At 42.2% G+C, this 17,712-nt stretch carries 11 protein-coding genes; all 11 read left to right on the top strand.

Going from position 1 to position 17,712, the window contains the following annotated elements; translation table 11 throughout:
• The first annotated feature begins 4 nt into the window (after window positions 1-4).
• The 11 genes from PGLA_RS23995 to addA all read left to right on the top strand — a co-directional run bounded on the left by PGLA_RS23995 (window position 5) and on the right by addA (window position 17,674).
• Window positions 5-661 carry a degT/DnrJ/EryC1/StrS aminotransferase gene (locus PGLA_RS23995; RefSeq protein ID WP_068537716.1) on the top strand — a complete coding sequence of 219 codons (657 nt, stop codon included), beginning with the start codon at window positions 5-7 and terminating at the stop codon, window positions 659-661.
• Window positions 651-1,973, top strand: a complete 1,323-nt coding sequence (locus PGLA_RS23990) for a DegT/DnrJ/EryC1/StrS aminotransferase family protein (RefSeq protein WP_068537715.1) — start codon at window positions 651-653, stop codon at window positions 1,971-1,973. Before PGLA_RS23995 ends, PGLA_RS23990 begins: the two co-directional genes overlap by 11 nt.
• Window positions 1,970-3,031: an N-acetyl-gamma-glutamyl-phosphate reductase gene (gene argC, locus PGLA_RS23985; RefSeq protein WP_068537714.1), complete on the top strand. Its 1,062-nt coding sequence runs from the start codon at window positions 1,970-1,972 to the stop codon at window positions 3,029-3,031. Before PGLA_RS23990 ends, argC begins: the two co-directional genes overlap by 4 nt.
• Window positions 3,031-4,872: a M20/M25/M40 family metallo-hydrolase gene (locus tag PGLA_RS23980; protein ID WP_068537713.1), complete on the top strand. Its 1,842-nt coding sequence runs from the start codon at window positions 3,031-3,033 to the stop codon at window positions 4,870-4,872. The genes argC and PGLA_RS23980 overlap by 1 nt, the downstream gene beginning before the upstream one ends.
• Window positions 4,865-5,680, top strand: a complete 816-nt coding sequence (locus tag PGLA_RS23975) for a 1-deoxy-D-xylulose-5-phosphate synthase N-terminal domain-containing protein (RefSeq protein ID WP_245700288.1) — start codon at window positions 4,865-4,867, stop codon at window positions 5,678-5,680. Before PGLA_RS23980 ends, PGLA_RS23975 begins: the two co-directional genes overlap by 8 nt.
• Window positions 5,677-6,606, top strand: coding sequence for a transketolase family protein (locus PGLA_RS23970; RefSeq protein WP_068537712.1), 930 nt, complete (start codon window positions 5,677-5,679; stop codon window positions 6,604-6,606). The genes PGLA_RS23975 and PGLA_RS23970 overlap by 4 nt, the downstream gene beginning before the upstream one ends.
• The gene (locus PGLA_RS23965) at window positions 6,596-7,813 is read left to right on the top strand and encodes an MFS transporter (protein WP_068537711.1); all 1,218 of its coding nucleotides are present in this window, start codon (window positions 6,596-6,598) and stop codon (window positions 7,811-7,813) included. Before PGLA_RS23970 ends, PGLA_RS23965 begins: the two co-directional genes overlap by 11 nt.
• Window positions 7,814-7,830: 17 nt before the next feature.
• Window positions 7,831-9,069 carry an ATP-grasp domain-containing protein gene (locus PGLA_RS23960; protein ID WP_068537710.1) on the top strand — a complete coding sequence of 413 codons (1,239 nt, stop codon included), beginning with the start codon at window positions 7,831-7,833 and terminating at the stop codon, window positions 9,067-9,069.
• A gap of 14 nt (window positions 9,070-9,083) precedes the next feature.
• Window positions 9,084-9,626: a flavodoxin family protein gene (locus PGLA_RS23955; RefSeq protein WP_068537709.1), complete on the top strand. Its 543-nt coding sequence runs from the start codon at window positions 9,084-9,086 to the stop codon at window positions 9,624-9,626.
• 477 nt (window positions 9,627-10,103) lie between these two features.
• Entirely contained in the window at window positions 10,104-13,628 is a 3,525-nt protein-coding gene (addB, locus tag PGLA_RS23950; RefSeq protein ID WP_068537708.1) for a helicase-exonuclease AddAB subunit AddB, read from the top strand.
• Between the two features lie 5 nt (window positions 13,629-13,633).
• Window positions 13,634-17,674, top strand: a complete 4,041-nt coding sequence (gene addA / locus PGLA_RS23945) for a helicase-exonuclease AddAB subunit AddA (RefSeq protein ID WP_068537967.1) — start codon at window positions 13,634-13,636, stop codon at window positions 17,672-17,674.
• Window positions 17,675-17,712: the final 38 nt, after the last annotated feature.

The raw sequence follows: 17,712 nt of genomic DNA, 5'->3' as shown, positions 1-17,712 counted from the left end.
AACAATGACAGATTCCGTAATAAGTAAACAAAATTACTTCTCGCTTTCATTCGTATTATCTAGAGTTCTTAATTCAGGTGTCATTATGAGTATTGAAAAGAATGAGAATGAATTAAAAGGGCTGGAGAAGAGCATTGGCAAGATTACCAAGGATAAACATGTAGCCTTATTCAATAGCTATACAGGTGCCGTGCATGGTGCGTTATGGGGACAGAATATTGTTCATGGTTCATCTACTCGACTGGAAGAAGCAAGTGACCAAGAACGCAAATTTCTGAATTGGTTAGGAGTTAATCTATCGTCTGATCCAGATGTTGAGCAAGGGTTCACAGCCATTTCAGTGAATTGGGAGAATCTCAATGACTTGGAAGCAGTGGTCTTATCTAAGACCACTGCCACTCAAGATCAAGCTCTTGTATTAGATTTTACGGATCTTGGATTTGGACCTTGTGCAGCTTTAGCTGTGAACGATGTCTCTGTATGGAAGAAAGCGGAGAGATTAAAGATTTTTGGTGCTTTTGATCTGAAAACGATGTGGACGCAAGAAGAAAGTGATTCTGAAATTGAGCCAGCCATTCAGTTTAACTATCGACTAAGCCCCCTAGTGGGGGCATGTGTGAAATTAACACTCTTAAGGAGGAACCGCGGGAATGAAGACTGACTTTATACAAAAGCTGTTGGAGCTACCAACAGATGATTGGATAGGTGAAGAGCTGGCTTATGAGGGTGGCCCTGCTGTCATCCCTGAGGATGTAAGAAAAACAAATTTCCCAATCATCACGAAGGAAGACGTCATGCAGATGTTAATCTCGATCCAGCAGGACCCAGATCTTGTGATCGATGAATTTACGGAGAAGTATCGTCAGTATGTGGGGGCCAACTATGCGATATCTACAGCAAGTGGTACTTCTAGTCTTCACCTTGCTTTAGTAGGAGTGGGCGTGCAACCAGGCGATGAGGTTATTCTGCCAGCATTCACGTTTATTGCTACGGCACAGGCTGTTGTAGCTGCCAAAGCGATTCCGATATTTGTGGATATTGATCCACAAACCTATTGCTTGGATCCTGCTAAAGTAGAGAAGGCGATCACAAGTAAAACGAAAGTGATTATGCCCGTCCATGTGCATGGCTTGCCAGCGGATCTTTCGAAATTAAGTGAAATAGTTAAGAAATATTCTTTACGTTTGGTTGAAGATGCTTCACATGCGCATTCAGCTTCGATTGATCATCAAATATGTGGTTCCATCGGTGATGGGGCTGGTCAAAGTTTAATGGCAGATAAGAACTTCCCCGTTGGAGGAGAAGGTGGCATAGCCTTTTTCAAGGAGCGGGAAGATTATGAGAGAGCTTTGGCTTTCCTTGAGGATTCGGGTATTGATTATAGAATGTCTTGGATAGCAGCAGCATTTGGAATCAGTCAGTTGGAGCGTCTCCCGTATTATGATGCTATTCGAGCGAGAAATGCAGGATATCTCACGAAGGTGCTGTCGGAGACAAAGCTCTTTAGAGGTCCGATTGTACCAGAGGGTTCCAAGCACAGCTATAACATGTACAGAATCAAGATATCGCCTGAAAACTTAGGGTTAGAGGATTTTCCTGATTATAAAGTAAAGGATGCGATCCAAGAACTGGCGATGAGCGAAGGTGTATTTGCAAGAGAATGGCAAAATGTTCCGATCCCAGGGCATCTTCCTTTTAAGAATAAGATTGGCTTTGGAAACGGCTATCCATTTACATTGTCAGAGCGCGTTGATTTAGGTTATGACATTAATAACTTCCCGGAAACGCTGAATATGTTGCGGTCTACTTTAACGATATGCAGAGAATTAAGATCACCCATTGAATATGAAAGAATTCAAGCGTATGCCTTAGTATTCCAAAAAATCGATGCTAATCCGGACATCATTCGTCAAATCGTAGAAAGAAACACGAGTGGTTCAGTCTTGTATGAAAGGGATGCTAGATTAGGATGAGTACATCTGAATATGGTGTGAAACGAGTTGCTATCCTAGGTGGGACTGGGTTTACTGGTGCAGAAATATACAGGCTGTTAAGTAAACATCCCTTATTCAAGGTGGAGTTTGTCTCTTCGGAATCGAAAGCTGGAAGTCCAGTAGATAAACACTTTATGGCGGCTAGACATGGGAAGAAATCGAATGCGCTCAAATTCAGTAAAATTGCTGATTTGAATAGTAACTATGACATTATATTTTCTTGTCTTCCAACGGGGGTGTTACCCCAATTTATTAATCAGCTATCCTTGCATGCGGATTATATTTTTAATGTTAGCGGAGATTACAGAGTTACGGATCTAGATCTCTTACAAAAACATTATCCGGAAACGCTAAAGCATGAATTCGTGGGCTCAAGCTATTACTATATTCCTGAGTTTAGTGAAATTGATCACCAGGTGAAGGTTGTAAATCTTCCTGGTTGTATGGCTGTGGCAACAATCTATACGATATATCCACTATTAGCGCATGACTTAATCGAGAATCGTATCGTATCCGATGCTAAAACAGGTTCTAGTGGAGGTGGGAAAACGACGACGGAGCATCATGCTGAGCGTACGAATAATTTCCGAGCACATAAAGTACATGGGCATAGACATAAACCTGAGATCGAATTTGCTTTCAAGACGTATTTTCAAAAAGAAATTGATCTGCAGTTCTCTACGTATAGTCTTGATCTGCCAAGAGGCATCATGGTTACGTCATATTCGGTTCTTAAAGAAGGTGTTTCGGAGATTGATGTGAAAAAGGCCTTTTATAGGACGTATTCATCCACACCGTTCATTCATTATTTCAATTCCAATACGGGACACAATTCTAATCCTATGATCAAAACCGTAGCGGGAACGAATTACGGGGAAGTGGGTGTGTATATCGACGGGAAGAACTGTGTATCTATCGCGAGTATAGATAATTTAATCAAAGGTGCGGGAGGACAAGCGATTCAGGCTGCAAATCTCTATATGGGATTCCCAGAGGAGACAGGACTGCAATCTGAATTGGAAGGGGCATGGCCTTAATGGATCACTTATATGTAATTAAGTTAGGAAGCAGTACCCTTGTGAATCATCCGGAAATATTTGAGGAGATTACTGCGATTGTACACAGAGGTGGCAATGTACTGTTAGTAGCAGGAGGCGCTGAAGGGATTAGACAGAAATATAGCCAAATTGATCGAGAAATACCTTTTCTTACGTTGGTTAGTGGGGATGAGGTACGATACTGTTCTCCTGAAGAAATGCCCTTCATCCGAGCTGCGTACGATGAATTTATTATTCCAATCGTCAATGAAAATTTGAGGAAACATAGGCTTAACGTATTCTCGCAATCGGGTGGAGAGAATGACATTGTCTTTGGTGCAAAAGCTAAACCTCTCAAAGTATTAAAAAACAATAAACCTGTCATTGTCAGAGATTCATTATTTGGTAACTTCACAGGATGTAATGTGGAATTCTTGAAAGCTACATTAGCTACATTTGATGTCGTATGTTTGACAGCTCCCATCATAGATAAAGAACTTGGCGAGTTCATTAATATTGATGCTGACGTGCTGGCAGCTCATCTAGCGATCGAGTTAGAAGCTCAACATCTGAGATTTGTGACGAGTACTTACGGAATACTTACGGACGTAGAAGATGAAAGATCAACCCTCTCGGATGTTTACTTAGGTGATGAAATCCATTCGATTAAAGGAAGAATGAAACAAAAGGTACGGGCCGCGAATTTAGCTATTCAACAAGGGATTTGCGATGTATGTATTACTGGACCTCATACGTTAGAGGGTTCAGGTAAAACTTGGTTTTGGAATATGGAAAAAGAGCTCAATGATATGGACTTATTGAATAAAGTTGTGCGTATCCCCTCGATATCTCAAGGTGAACATGAACTTGCACACTATTTGTTGGATAACATTCAATATCCAGGCGTTACGGGTCGGATTGATGAAGTCGGTAACATCGTTTTTCAAAAAGGAAATGGACCTAACAAACTGTTGCTTCTCGGCCACTTGGACACGGTTCCGCATATTTGGAAAGTTGAAAGTGACAGCCAAGGAATTACAGGTAGAGGTGTAGTAGACGCCAAAGGATGTTTCGTGAATTTCGTTCATATGTTGAGAGATGCTGAGGTACCTTCGAACGGATCTTTACTGGTCATTGGCGCCGTAGAAGAAGAAATATCCTCTTCTAAAGGAGCCCATTACATTAAAGATCATTACAGCGCTGATGCTGTGATTATTGGTGAACCCAGCGGGGAAGGTAGTTTAACATTGGGCTACTATGGACTCTATAAATTGGAGATTATCATTAGTCGGCCACAAGAACATACAGCAGCGAAGGATGCGCTGAGTGTCATCGATCAATTACATGTGGTTGTCGAGGAGATACGTTCGAGGGTGCGAACCATTGACCCGCAATGCTTATCGTCACTCATTGATATCGAACACAGCAATGCCAAAGGAATACTCACAGTAAACGGAATATTGAATTTTAGAATTTCACCTCCTGCTGGAAAGGAGTACGCATCGAAGATTGAATTAGAATTCGGTGAAGACGTGATTGTGAAGGTCTTACGAGCTACGCCTGGGTTTGCTAATCCACGTAATGGTGCTTTGGTCAAAGCGTTTATTCGTAGCTTCGCTAAGGAAGAGAAATCTATTCATTATATAAAAAAACGAGGAACCAGTGATATGAACACACTGGCGACCACATGGGATGCCACACCAATGGTGGCATATGGTCCTGGAGATTCTAGCTTGGATCATACGAATCATGAATATTTGCATATTAAAGAGGTGGAAGCCACCAGAACCATTCTTAAAGAAGCGGTTGGAGAATGGTTTAGGCTGAAAGGGAGTGAATAATATAGATACCGTATATGAGCCTACTCCGCAGTCAGAGCACTTAAATAACCTGCTTGCAATCACTAAAGAAGCAAGGAAACTGATTATAGATATGGCAGCGTCTGAGACGGGTTGCCATATTGGTGGAAGTCTATCTGTCATAGATCTTCTTATAGGTGTGTATTCCAAGTATGTACAAGATGAGAACACCAGGATTGTTCTTAGTAAAGGTCATACAGCTGCGGCGTTGTATGCAACACTTTATCTTTATGGGCTCATTGAAGATAACCCTGCGGAATCATATGGCCAAAAAGGCTCCTTATTTACGGGTCATCCCAATCATAAACTGCCCCATATTCCCTTCTCCACAGGGAGCTTAGGGCATGGTATTCCTTATGCGGCAGGTTGGGCATTAGGGCAGAAAGTGAAGAACTTAGATGGGCTGGGTATCGTGTTAGGTGGCGATGGCGAGCTACAAGAAGGTCTGTGTTGGGAAACGGCCCAAATTATTCAGGCCAAATCGATCTCTAATTTTATTTATATCGTAGATTGTAACGGTGGCCAGAATGATGGATATGTTAGCGACATATCTCCAATTCATAACCTAAGACAACGATTCGAAGCATTTGGATTCCATGTGGAAGAAATAGACGGACATAATATGGAACAAATTTTGGCAGCCCTAGCGCTCAACCGTGAGAAACCTTTAGCATTGCTCGCGACAACAATTAAGGGCAAGGGAGTTGCAGCTATAGAGGGTAATCCTGATTCTCATTATGCCAAAATCCCAGAGAGAGTCGCGAGTAAATGGAAGAGGAGTTTGTTATGAGCATATCTGGAAGGGAATCATATAAGGATGAACTGACAAAGTTAGCGTTTGAGAATGAAAGAATTATTTGTATTGAAGCCGATTTAGGAGGGAAGAAACATCCGTTTGAACAAAGTCATCCTGATCGGTTTTTTAACTTAGGGATAGCGGAGCTTGCTAGTATTGATATAGCGGCGGGTCTGGCCGAAGCAGGTTTTATTCCGTTTTTTTCAACGTTTTCTTCATTCGCTGCGCTAAGAGCTGCGGAAAGTATAAAGTTAGCCATGGGGTATATGGAGAAGAATATGAAGATAGTCGCTGCTTATGGGGGTGTTTCAGGAGGGTGGTTTGGAACCACGCATCATTGTTTAGAAGACATCGCGATTATCCAAACATTCCAGAATATCCGAATTGCCTGTCCCCATGGGGAGATAGAGACTAGACAAGTGATTCGGGAAGCTGCGCAGTCACAAGAACCCTATTATATTCGTCTCGCTCGTAATGCTGTTTATGACAGTCTTGATCGAGCGGAAGAGAGCAGCTGTAGAGAGTTGCTAATTGAAGGTGCAGAACGTGCCAATGCCAAGCTCTGCTTGATATCTGTTGGGGAAGAAGCGACCGAGTTATGTAAAACAATTCTGCAAGAGAATGATTCGGTTGTGCATGCACATGTATGTTATGTCGATCTGAAGAGCTTGAAGAGCTATATCGATGAGTTAAAGCAAATATCGGATACGTTTCTTGTTGTTGAAGAACATCGAGCTACAGGAAGCTCAGCTTCTGCATTAGCTTTATTAATGCCTGAGTGTAAAGTCTACTCTCATGATTGTGGTGAGAAGTGGCCTATGTATGGTGGTACACATCAGGATGTACTAGATTACTTAGGGTTTGGACTTGCGCATCTTCAACAGCAAATACATTTCATAGGGGGTACTGATGGTTTTTAGCGTTCTAAAACCAAGAAATTTCCGTCATTTTTTCTTATCTGACATCATTTCTGGATTCGGAGTAGGCATGAGCACCATTGGAGCGAACTGGTTTCTACTGGATCAGACCGGTTCTATACAACTAATTGGGTTCATGCTCTCTTTAAATGTGATTGCAGGTTTAGTTATTTCCCCCTTTGTTGGCACGTTGACAGATAAATTTAATCGCAAAAAGATTATTTTATGGACTAATTTATTTCGTACCTTAGGCATAGCTGCGGTAATTGGTCTCTTTTTGATATTTGGATTTCTTACGGAGTATCTTTACGTGTTTACGATTATTAACGGCATGAGTTGGTCCATTTATATGTCAGCATCGAGAAGTTTAGTTCAAGAGCTTCTTACAGAGAAGGAATTAATCAATGGTAATTCTTTAGTTGAGATCAGCTTACAGGTTGGGATGTTTATGGCGGGTGCAGCTTCAGGCATATTGTATAAATATTTTGGATTCGAACTTATTCTAGCGATTAATGCCATCGCGTTTATTGTAAGTAGCTTGTTCTTATACAGAGTTCATTACGATCCAATTGTGATCGAGAATAAAGAGGAGACCTTTTATGCTAACTTCAAAGACGGAATTAGCTACTTAAAGGAGAGACCCTACATTTTCTGGATCGGAGTTGTAGCGATCGTCCCATTAATTTCTACGATGATTTATAACGTCGTTCTTCCGGGCTATGTAAATAACTCTGTTGGTGGTGATTCTGTTGTGTTCGGATTATCCGACATGTTTTATGGCATCGGAGGACTTATATCTGGGTTTATTGCAGCACCATTTGCTAAGAAAATAACGAAACAAGGAACAATTGCACTCTTTTTCCTACTATCCATTAGTACGTTAATTTCTTTGGCATTTAACCAATATATATTTGTCTTATATATAGGAAGTGTATTCATTGGCCTAACGAATTCTTCATTAAGAATCTTAATGAATACGACGATTATGGAGACAGTATCTAAGTCTTATATGGGAAGAGCTTTATCGGTGTGGATGGCGATTTCGCTTCTATTGCAGACGGTTTTCGCTACAGGTCTAGGTGTATTGATAGAACGTTACTCTGCGGGCGTAGGTTTTATTTGTATGAGTGTTCTTATGTTATTAGGGTTTGCGTTGTATCAATTGTTAGGAAGTAAAGTGAAAGCCACGAATACTAACGTAACCATTTAATGAAGTGGAGGGACGAGATGAATAGTAAAAAGAAGATAGTCGCTTTTGTCGAACCGAGTTTTTATGGGGTAAGTTTTGTTAGAGCAGCATATGAGCAGGGTTTCCAGATCATTTCTATCGTTTCTTCTCCTGAAAATCCTGTGAAGTACGGGTATGAGGGAATTTATCATGATCTGATTATTGCAGATATTCGAGATGAAGACTCGTTATATGAAGCCATTACAAATTCCGAATATCATCATAAACTCGACGCATTAATTCCGGCAACAGATTATGCTTCACATCTTACGGCAAAGGTGGCAGAACGATTAGGTCTTAAAGGGGTTCCTTATGAAGCAGCACTCAAATCAAGGAATAAAGATTTAGCCAGAGAAGCTTATGCGGAACATGATGTTCCTAGTGCAAAGTTTAAGAAAGTTAAAACCTTTGAAGAAGCTGCCTTAGCAGCCGGGCAGATTGGATATCCAGTTGTATTGAAGCCAACCAATGCCTCGAGTAGTCAAAAGGTGTTCTTTATCCATAGTTCAGGTGAGCTGGAACAAGCTATGGCTGATATCGTTGATTTCAAAGAAACCTATATGAATTTTAAAGTCCGAGAGGAGTATTTAATAGAAGAGTACCTAGATGGGCAGGAGTTTAGTGTAGAGCTCTTTCTACAAGATGGGGATCCGATATTTGCTGCCGTTACAGAAAAGACAACTTCACCTCTGCCCTACTTTGTGGAGATTGTTCATACGTTACCGACTTCTGTTTACTCCGAGAGACAAGAAGATATCGTGAATACGGCTGTCAGTGCTCTGAGGGCTATAGGACTCATCAATGGTCCCAGTCATGTGGAAGTTAAGCTCACAGACAAAGGGCCACGAATTATTGAAGTGAATGGCAGACCTGGTGGAGATAATATCTCCTCTGATTTATTAATTCAAGCCTTAGGGTTTGATATCTTCAAAGCTACCGTTCATTATTATTTGGATCTTCCTATCGACATTCATACACATCAGAACAGAGCCGCCTCTGTTGCATATTTGACTGCTGTTAAAGATGGAACGGTATCGACTATTCGAGGGCTTGAACATATCGCAGATAATGAGAATGTCATTCGTTCGCATATTTCGGTTCAATCAGGTGATAGAATCGTTGTTCCTAAGAGTTCGGACGATCGATTGGGTTATGTCATTACGATTGGAAATACCCCAACAGAAGCCAGAGAAGCAGCGTTAGGATTAATACGAAATATTGAACTTATTTATACTTAAGGAGGCTGATCGCTTTGGGAATTGTTGTTCTTTATGGAAGCTCTCGGAGAAATGGAAATACAGACAAACTGGCTGATTTATTGGTGGAGGGCTTGAATGCAGATAAAATATATTTGTCGGACTATCATCTTCAACCCATAACGGACTATCGTCATACTGAACTTGGAGCATACCCGGACGATGATTATCATGAACTGATTGACAGAGTATTGGAGCAGGATACGATCGTGTTTGCGACACCAATCTACTGGTATGGCATATCGGGTGTTTTGAAAACCTTTATTGACCGTTGGTCTCAATCATTACGTGAAGATAGGGATCATTTTTTATCGAAAATGTCTGCCAAAAGAGCATATGTTATCGCTGTTGGGGATGATGAGCCTCAATTGAAAGGACTCCCTCTTATTCAACAATTTCAATATATCTTCGATTTCACTCGTACTCAGTTTGACGGTTATATTATCGGTGAAGGAAATAAACCGGGTTCGATTCTAGAGGATACAACTGCTCTTTCTAGTGTTGATGAATTAAGGAAAAGAATCATTCTTAACGATTAATCGTATCTATGTCACTTATAAATAATCCACCAAGGATGCACTTGGTGGATTATTTGTGTTTGAATTTACGATATGGTTGAGTCGATCTACCGTGTTTCATCAGCATTATACTTCATATGCAACAATAGATTTTCTCATCTTTATATGGCGGAAGATTCTATACAGTCACGAAGGAGTCTTCATCAAGATGGATATAATCTATCAGTTTAGGCACAAGGCTGAGTATGTTATAGTATATAGTAGCAGTAGGATCCGTTTTAATTGTAACTTCATGGAAATGTACCTCGCATATTGGTATTTTTGGTCGTTAGGATACTTCCATTTTACTATTTAATGCATCGGTGCATTTTTGTTTTTTCTATATAAAAATCCTTCTACGAAGATCGTGGAAGGTAGTTTGGATAGTTCAAGGAGACCCTTGTTCCCATCCGTTAAAGTGAATGCGAATAGGCTATTACAAAATAAAGGAGGCATCCCATGTCGGTTCATTTTCTCTTAGGACGTTCGGGAAGCGGTAAAACCACGAATATTATGCAAGACATCTCTACACGACTGAGTAGAGAACCTCGAGGTAAACCTATGATTCTACTTGTGCCTGAACAAGGCTCATTTCAAGCGGAACACGAATTGGTTACATCAGGTCCTATAAACGGGATTGCACGGGCACAGGTACTTAGTTTCCAGCGTCTAGCCTATCGGGTTATGCAAGAGACAGGTGGGTCGGCACGTGTAGGTATTAGTGAAGAAGGAAAAAGAATGTTGCTCTACAAAATCATTCAGAGGCGTAAAGAAGAGTTGAAGTTATTTGGTCCATCTGGCGATCAAATGGGTTTCGTGGGTCGTCTTAGCAAACTCTATACGGAGATGAAACGCTATTGTATTGATGCTACGCATGTAGAGGAACAACTCTCGCGTATGCACTCTAATGGAGCAGGAACTCCGATTTTACGAGATAAACTAGGAGATATTCTGACGCTCTATCGTGATTTCGAGCAAGAATTATCGCCTTTATATATGGATAATGAAGATCATCTCATGACATTAGCGGAAGCTATTCCGAATTCTTCTTATGTGAAAGGTGCGGACATCTGGATTGATGGTTTTCATGGATTCACACCACAAGAATTTATCGTGTTACAGCAATTGATATCCTATGCTTCTTCTGTAACGATAGCACTTACGCTCGACAAGGCATTTGAGTCAGGGATGTTACCTCATGAATTGGATTTATTCCATCCATCTGCGACCACCTATGTGAAGTTAAAAGGAATGATTACAGAATTAGATATAGACTCAACAGACACCTTACTGAGACCGGACATTCTACCAAGATTCAAAGATAGTCCACAACTAGCTCATCTCGAACAAGGGTATGATCGTCGAATTCCTTGGCGCGATGAATCTGTAGACCCCGAAAATACGTATCATCATGGCGTCTCTATTCATGTTGCAGTAAACCGTCGGGCAGAGCTGGAGGGCGCATTACGTGAAATGCTTCGTCTCGTTCGTGAGGAAGGGGCTAGATATCGGGATATAGCTATATTTGTACGGCAATTAGGAGATTATGAGTCTATTCTAGGACCGCTTTGTCGGGATTATGGCGTGCCTTTCTTTCTTGATCAGAAGCGAAGCGAGTTACATCATCCATTAGTGGAGTTTATTCGATCTTCCCTAGATATCGTGAATCGTCGATGGAAATATGAAGACGTATTTCGCTGTATCAAGACAGACCTACTTCTCCCGTTAGATGGTTCACTAGACCGTACGGATATGGATCGGCTAGAGAATTACGTATTAGCGTGCGGAATTCAAGGGTACCGTTGGACAGATGGCCGCCCATGGCGAGCGATTCCTAGTCTTTCTCTTGAAAGTGATAGCGTGGATCGACAGAAGAACGGTGAGCAGTTACTTGAATTGATGGAACGCTGTCGTGCGGTGGTAAGTGGTCCATTGTTTTCTTTTGAGAAAAGATTAAAGGCAGGAAAAACAGCTCGTGATTTATGTACAGCAGTATATCTTCTATTAGAGGACGCGGGTGTCCCACAGAAACTGGATGCCATGAGCCATGAGGCTTTGGAGTCTGGTCAACCAGAAGAGGCACGAGAACACCGTCAATTATGGGGTGCTATTCTAGATTTACTTGATCAAATTGTGGAGTTAATGGGTGAAGAGAACATTGGTGTTGAACTATTTACTGGGATACTAGAAACAGGGCTAACGGAAATGAAGTTGTCTTTAGTGCCGCCTTCTATCGATCAAATATTAATTGGAAATATGGACCGCACGCGCACAAGTGGTGTGAAATATACGTTCCTGCTAGGGTTCAATGATGGTGTCGTTCCTGCTGTGATTCAGGAAGATGGTGTACTAACGGAAACGGAACGTATGTTATTAACAGATACAGGTATGGAGCTTGCTCCAAGTATCTCGCGTAAGTTGTTAGATGAGAGGTTTCTTATCTACAATGCGTTAACTTCAGCCAGTCGACATGTATGGATTTCTTACGCGTCAGCCGATGAAGAAGGCAAAGTTCTCTTACCTTCAGAAGTGATTCGGCATGTGAAGAAAATGTATCCATTATGCAAGGAACAACCACTATTAGGGCAACCACAACGAGAGCAACAACTCAAAGAACAACAAGATTTTGTAAGCAATCCACAGCAGACGTTAAGTCATTTGATTGTACAGCTACGTAAGTGGAAACATGGCATCGATATTCCTGATTTTTGGTGGGGTATTTATAATTGGTATTTACAACAAGCGGAGTGGCGTGAACCTCTGTCTATGTTACTGCGTTCTTTGTTCTATGTTAACGATACACTACCTTTGGAAACGGGTACGAGCCGCAGGTTATATGGCTCTAAGGTGCGAACCAGTGTGTCACGAATGGAGAAATTTGTGGCTTGTCCATTCTCACACTTTGCTTCGCATGGCCTTAAGCTGAAGGAACGCCAGATGTATCGGTTAAAGGCACCTGATATTGGTCAATTGTTCCACTCAGCGCTAAGTGATATGGCTACACAATTACAGAATCGAAGTGTTAGCTGGGGAAGCTTAACGGCTGATGAATGCCGGCAGGAAGCAAGCATTGCAGTGGATCGCTTAACACCACTGTTACAAGGAGAAATCCTACTTAGCTCTAAACGTTATGCTTATATTTCAAGGAAATTGAAGAACATTGTCGGAAGAGCTTCTATCATTCTTGGTGAACATGCAAGAAGAGGCAACTTTGAGCCAATTGGTTTAGAACTTGATTTTGGACCAGGGAAGACGTTACCTCCCTTAATCTTTCCACTACCGAATGGTTCAGTCATGGAAGTTATAGGTCGAATTGACCGGGTAGATATGGCACAGGGAGCACAAGGCATGATGCTGAGGGTTATTGACTATAAATCCAGTCAGAATGATCTGAAATTACATGAGGTCTATTACGGATTGTCGCTTCAACTTTTAACCTATTTGGATGTGTTGTTAACGTATTCGGAGGAGTGGTTGGGAGCGGCAGCAATACCCGCTGGGACGCTATATTTCCATGTTCATGATCCATTGTTGCAATCTGCGAATGGCATGAATGCGGAGCAAGCGGCGGATGAACTACTCAAACGATTCAAAATGAAGGGTCTATTGCTGTCGAACCGTGAGGTGATTGCGCAGATGGACACTTCCTTAGATAAGGGTTATTCATCCATTCTGCCTGTTGCTGTTAAGTCCGATGGGAGTTTCTACAGCAGTGCAGCAGTGGCAACTTCTGAACAATGGGATAGTCTATTATCTTCGGTACGGAGCAATATTGTGAATATAGGAACACGGATTACGGAAGGTGATGTCAAGATTGAACCTTATCGGATTCAGCATGAGACAGCCTGTACGTTCTGTTCCTATAAACCAGTCTGTCATTTCGATGAGAATGTTGAAGGTAATAATTATCATATCATGGGTAAACCGAACAAATCACAAGTATGGGACATGCTGTCAAAGACTCAAGGAGGAGATACACCGTGATCGAAATGGTTAAGCCGGAAGGTAGTATGTGGAGTGATGATCAGTGGAAGGCGATTTCGCTTAGCGGTGATCATATTCTTGTGGCAGCCGCAGCAGGTTCAGGGAAGACAGCCGTGTTGGTTGAACGAATCATACGCAAAATTATGAATGAGGAACAAGGATTTAGTGTAGATCGATTACTTGTCGCTACATTTACGAAGGCAGCGGCAGCTGAAATGCGCCAGCGGATTCGTGAGGCATTGGATAAGGAGCTTGAGAAGGAGCCTGATAACGCTCATTTGCGTCGGCAGCTTGCATTATTAGGGAAAGCATCGATTACAACACTTCATTCGTTCTGTATGGAAGTTATTCGTCGTTATTATCAATGGATTCCTCTGAATCCGGGGTTCCGAATCCTGAATGAGAATGAAGCTGAATTGTTACGACAGGAAATTCTGGAGGAGTTATTTGAAGAAAAGTACGGCGAGGCGGAAGAAGGAGGGATCTTTCTGCGACTTGCTGATTGGTTCAGCGGTGAACGTAGTGACGATGCTTTGTATCTTCTTGTGCAGAAGTTGTATGATTTCTCGCGCAGTCACTCTTGGCCAGATGAATGGTTGCGTCAAATGGCGTCACATTTCTCCGTTTCGGATCCTTCAGAATTAGATGATAGTCCTTGGGTGAAAAGTATTGTGAAGGATGCTAAGTTGTCTATGGCTGGGGCGGCAGGATTGTTACATCAAGCCATTTCTATAGCTATGTTACCCGGTGGACCTTCGCCGTATGTAGATAATTTACGAGATGATCTGGAAATGGTTGAATCCTTGAAGGAATGCCTTGAGGATTTCCCTTGGAATGCTCTTTATGATGCCTTCCAAACGGTCTCATTTGGTAAATTGAAAAGTTGCCGTAAGGATGAGACGGATCCTGATTTACAAGAACGTGTTAAAGAACTAAGAGATAGCGTCAAGAAAATATTGAATGATCTTAAAAGTACGTTGTTCGGGCGTCCAGCAGAAACATTCCTGTCTGAGCTTCATGAGGTAGCTCCAGTGATGACAGAGTTATCTGAGGTTGTCATTCTCTTTAGTCAGCGTTATCAGGAACTGAAGCGGGCTAGGGGTCTCGTGGACTTCAGTGATTTGGAGCACTACTGCTTGCAGATTCTGAGACATCCTGACTCGTCCGTCGATCAACTCCTTCCATCTGACGCCGCTATTGAATATAGAAAGCACTTTGATGAAGTGTTATTGGATGAATATCAAGATACCAATAGTGTTCAGGAGGATATCGTAAATCTGATCTCTAGGGAACAGCCAGGGAATCGCTTTATGGTAGGTGACGTCAAGCAAAGTATTTATCGATTTCGACTTGCAGACCCAGGTCTTTTTCTAGATAAGTACGATAGATACGGCGTGGAGGACAACGAAGGTGTAGTTATCGATCTTGCTCGTAACTTTCGTAGTAGACATCAGGTATTGGATGCGGTCAATGTGCTCTTCCGGCAAATGATGGATGAGACTGTAGCAGAAATAACCTATAATGAGCGGGCGGAATTAGTATACGGTGCGTCATTTCCCGGTACGCAAGAGGGTGAGAAAGATCCTGCTTATACTCCAGAACTTCTACTAATTGATCGTGGGAATGGTGGGAAATCAGGAGAAGCCGAGGATTCTGAGGGAGAAGAGAATCCCCTTTTAAAAGAGGGCGAGTGGGTTGAGATGGAGACCGCTCAATTAGAGGCGAGGGCTATTGCAGCTAAGATCAAGGAGATGACAGGGGAAACCGGAGATCCTATGTTCATTTACGATAAGTCATTAAAAATGATGCGTCCTGTGGGCCATGGTGATATCGTGATTCTTCTTCGATCTGCTTATATTTGGGGACCTCTGATTATGGAGGAGTTGCGGCAACAAGGCATTTCGGCTGATGGAGAACAGAATCAAGGTTATTTCCAGGCGACAGAAGTTGCAATTATGTTATCACTACTGCAAGTGATAGATAATCCTCAACAAGATATTCCACTAGCGAGCGTACTTCGTTCACCTATTGTTGGTTTAACGGAGGAAGAATTAGCGCAAATCCGATTGTGTGCTAGTGGTCCTTTTTATGAAGCTGTGATAGCAGCTGCGGGTACGGAGAAGAGCCCTAACCGATTTACGCAAGGGGATACGCAAGAGTTGATTCATAGCGTGAATGAAGAATTAGCTGCGACGTTAGAAGTTTCTATGATCATGAACGAAGCGCGAACTCAACCGGCGGACAATAACACGATTACGAATACGGATGAGATTTCTTCTGACTTACGGTTAAAAATGCAGAATTTTCTAATAAAATTAGAAGGTTGGCGCAAAGAGGCGCGTCGAGGCAGTCTAGGGGACCTCATATGGCACATATACGCTGAGACTGGTTATATGGACTGGGTAGGAGGACTGCCTGGTGGAGGGCAACGTCAGGGCAATTTGACAGCTCTTTACGATAGGGCTGTACAGTATGAACAGACGACAGCGTCTCGTGGATTATTTCGTTTCTTAACGTTTATTGCGAGACTTCGTGATCATGGTTCTGATCTAGGCAGTGCAGGAAGATCAGACAAGCAAGATAACGCAGTCAGAATTATGACGATTCATAAGAGTAAAGGGTTGGAATTCCCAGTCGTCTTCTTAGCAGGAATCGGAAAAACGTTCAATCAACAGGATTTGAATTCACCATTTCTGATGCACAAAGATTTGGGGTTTGGACCGAAGTTCGTTGATCAAGAGATGCGGGTAAGTTATCCAACCTTGCCTAATCTTGCGATACGTCGCAGATCGCAGCAAGAACTGCTTGCAGAGGAAATGCGGGTGCTGTACGTAGGGTTAACACGTCCCAAAGAGAAATTGATCCTTGTGGGTACGCTTAAGGATCTTACTAAAAAAATATCATCATGGACACAAGTACAAAGTCATCAACCCTATATGCTACCCGATTATGTGTTATCGAGGGGTCGCAGTTATTTGGATTGGATTGGACCGGCACTGATCCGTCATCCCGATGCAGGATTATTGAGGGAGATTGGTGGGGTAACTTCACCACCTGCTCCTGTATTGAATGGGGATCCTTCATCTTGGATGGTGTCGGTTCTTTCAGTGGATGAACTTTCACAAGGTTTAATTGCGGGTACCGATGGAGATCAAGAGGTTTCTCAGAATCGTGAATTGAAGTTACAAGCTATGTTGAATAGAGAAGCCGTACCGTTGTCAGCAGTGGAGAATAACGAGGTAACAGCGGCAGCTGATTTAATGAATATAGAGAATAAGCTTGGATGGAAGTATCCATATGCTATTTCTACTACACTCTCAGCTAAAACGTCCGTAACTGAGATGAAGAAGTTGCTCTCCTTACAGGAGCTTCCGTCTTTGGATTGGGTAGAAGAGAAGAAAGTACAACACCAACAAGATTCTACGTTGCAGCTTCGACGTCCTAAATTTATGGAAGAGAAGAGTATGAGTCCAACAGAACGCGGAACGGTTTATCACACACTTATGCAACATATTCCTCTTCGTGGAGAACCTGTGAATAGGAACATGGTACAAGAAACAGTCATCCGACTTGTTGAGTTGCAGATCCTGACGAAGGAACAGGGCGACATGATTGGTTTAGATGAAGTGGTAGCTATGTATGACAGTGAAATGGGAACAAGATTATTGTCTGCAACATGGGTAGAGCGGGAGTTACCTTTTAGTTACGCTCTCTCTGCAACAGAAGCTCATCAAGGTCTGAGTTTTGTAAAGAATCTAGCTCATAGTGATGAACAGGAATCATTAATAACAACAAGAGAGTTGGATAATGAAACGGTATTAATTCAAGGGGTAGTAGATTGTATTTTCAGAGACAATGGCAAGTTGGTTCTTCTGGATTACAAGACGGATCGCGTGCTGGAACAACGTGGTGGAGTCGATGCTCTAGTAGAACAATACCGTTTCCAGCTAGAGCTCTATGGTAAAGCACTAGAAGACATCATGGGTGAGCCTGTGAGTGAGAAGTGGTTGTATTTCTTCGATGGATCACATTTGGTTCAGATATAATTCGAAGATCGATCTATGCAAGAACAGAGAGGGGAGAA

This window comes from Paenibacillus glacialis (genome assembly GCF_001637205.1).
In the GTDB taxonomy this organism is placed as follows: Bacteria; Bacillota; Bacilli; order Paenibacillales; family Paenibacillaceae; genus Paenibacillus_AQ; species Paenibacillus_AQ glacialis.
The sequence above is the reverse complement of the archived record's forward strand: the minus strand, read 5'-3'. Positions and strand labels throughout refer to the sequence as shown.

Excerpts from the sequence above, each read along its gene's own strand:
- PGLA_RS23970 (WP_068537712.1), top strand. The coding sequence starts at position 5,677 with ATGAGCATATCTGGAAGGGAATCATATAAGGATGAACTGACAAAGTTA.
- PGLA_RS23990 (WP_068537715.1), top strand. The coding sequence starts at position 651 with ATGAAGACTGACTTTATACAAAAGCTGTTGGAGCTACCAACAGATGAT.
- PGLA_RS23965 (WP_068537711.1), top strand. The coding sequence starts at position 6,596 with ATGGTTTTTAGCGTTCTAAAACCAAGAAATTTCCGTCATTTTTTCTTA.
- argC (WP_068537714.1), top strand. The coding sequence starts at position 1,970 with ATGAGTACATCTGAATATGGTGTGAAACGAGTTGCTATCCTAGGTGGG.
- PGLA_RS23980 (WP_068537713.1), top strand. The coding sequence starts at position 3,031 with ATGGATCACTTATATGTAATTAAGTTAGGAAGCAGTACCCTTGTGAAT.
- addB (WP_068537708.1), top strand. The coding sequence starts at position 10,104 with ATGTCGGTTCATTTTCTCTTAGGACGTTCGGGAAGCGGTAAAACCACG.
- PGLA_RS23960 (WP_068537710.1), top strand. The coding sequence starts at position 7,831 with ATGAATAGTAAAAAGAAGATAGTCGCTTTTGTCGAACCGAGTTTTTAT.
- PGLA_RS23995 (WP_068537716.1), top strand. The coding sequence starts at position 5 with ATGACAGATTCCGTAATAAGTAAACAAAATTACTTCTCGCTTTCATTC.
- addA (WP_068537967.1), top strand. The coding sequence starts at position 13,634 with ATGGTTAAGCCGGAAGGTAGTATGTGGAGTGATGATCAGTGGAAGGCG.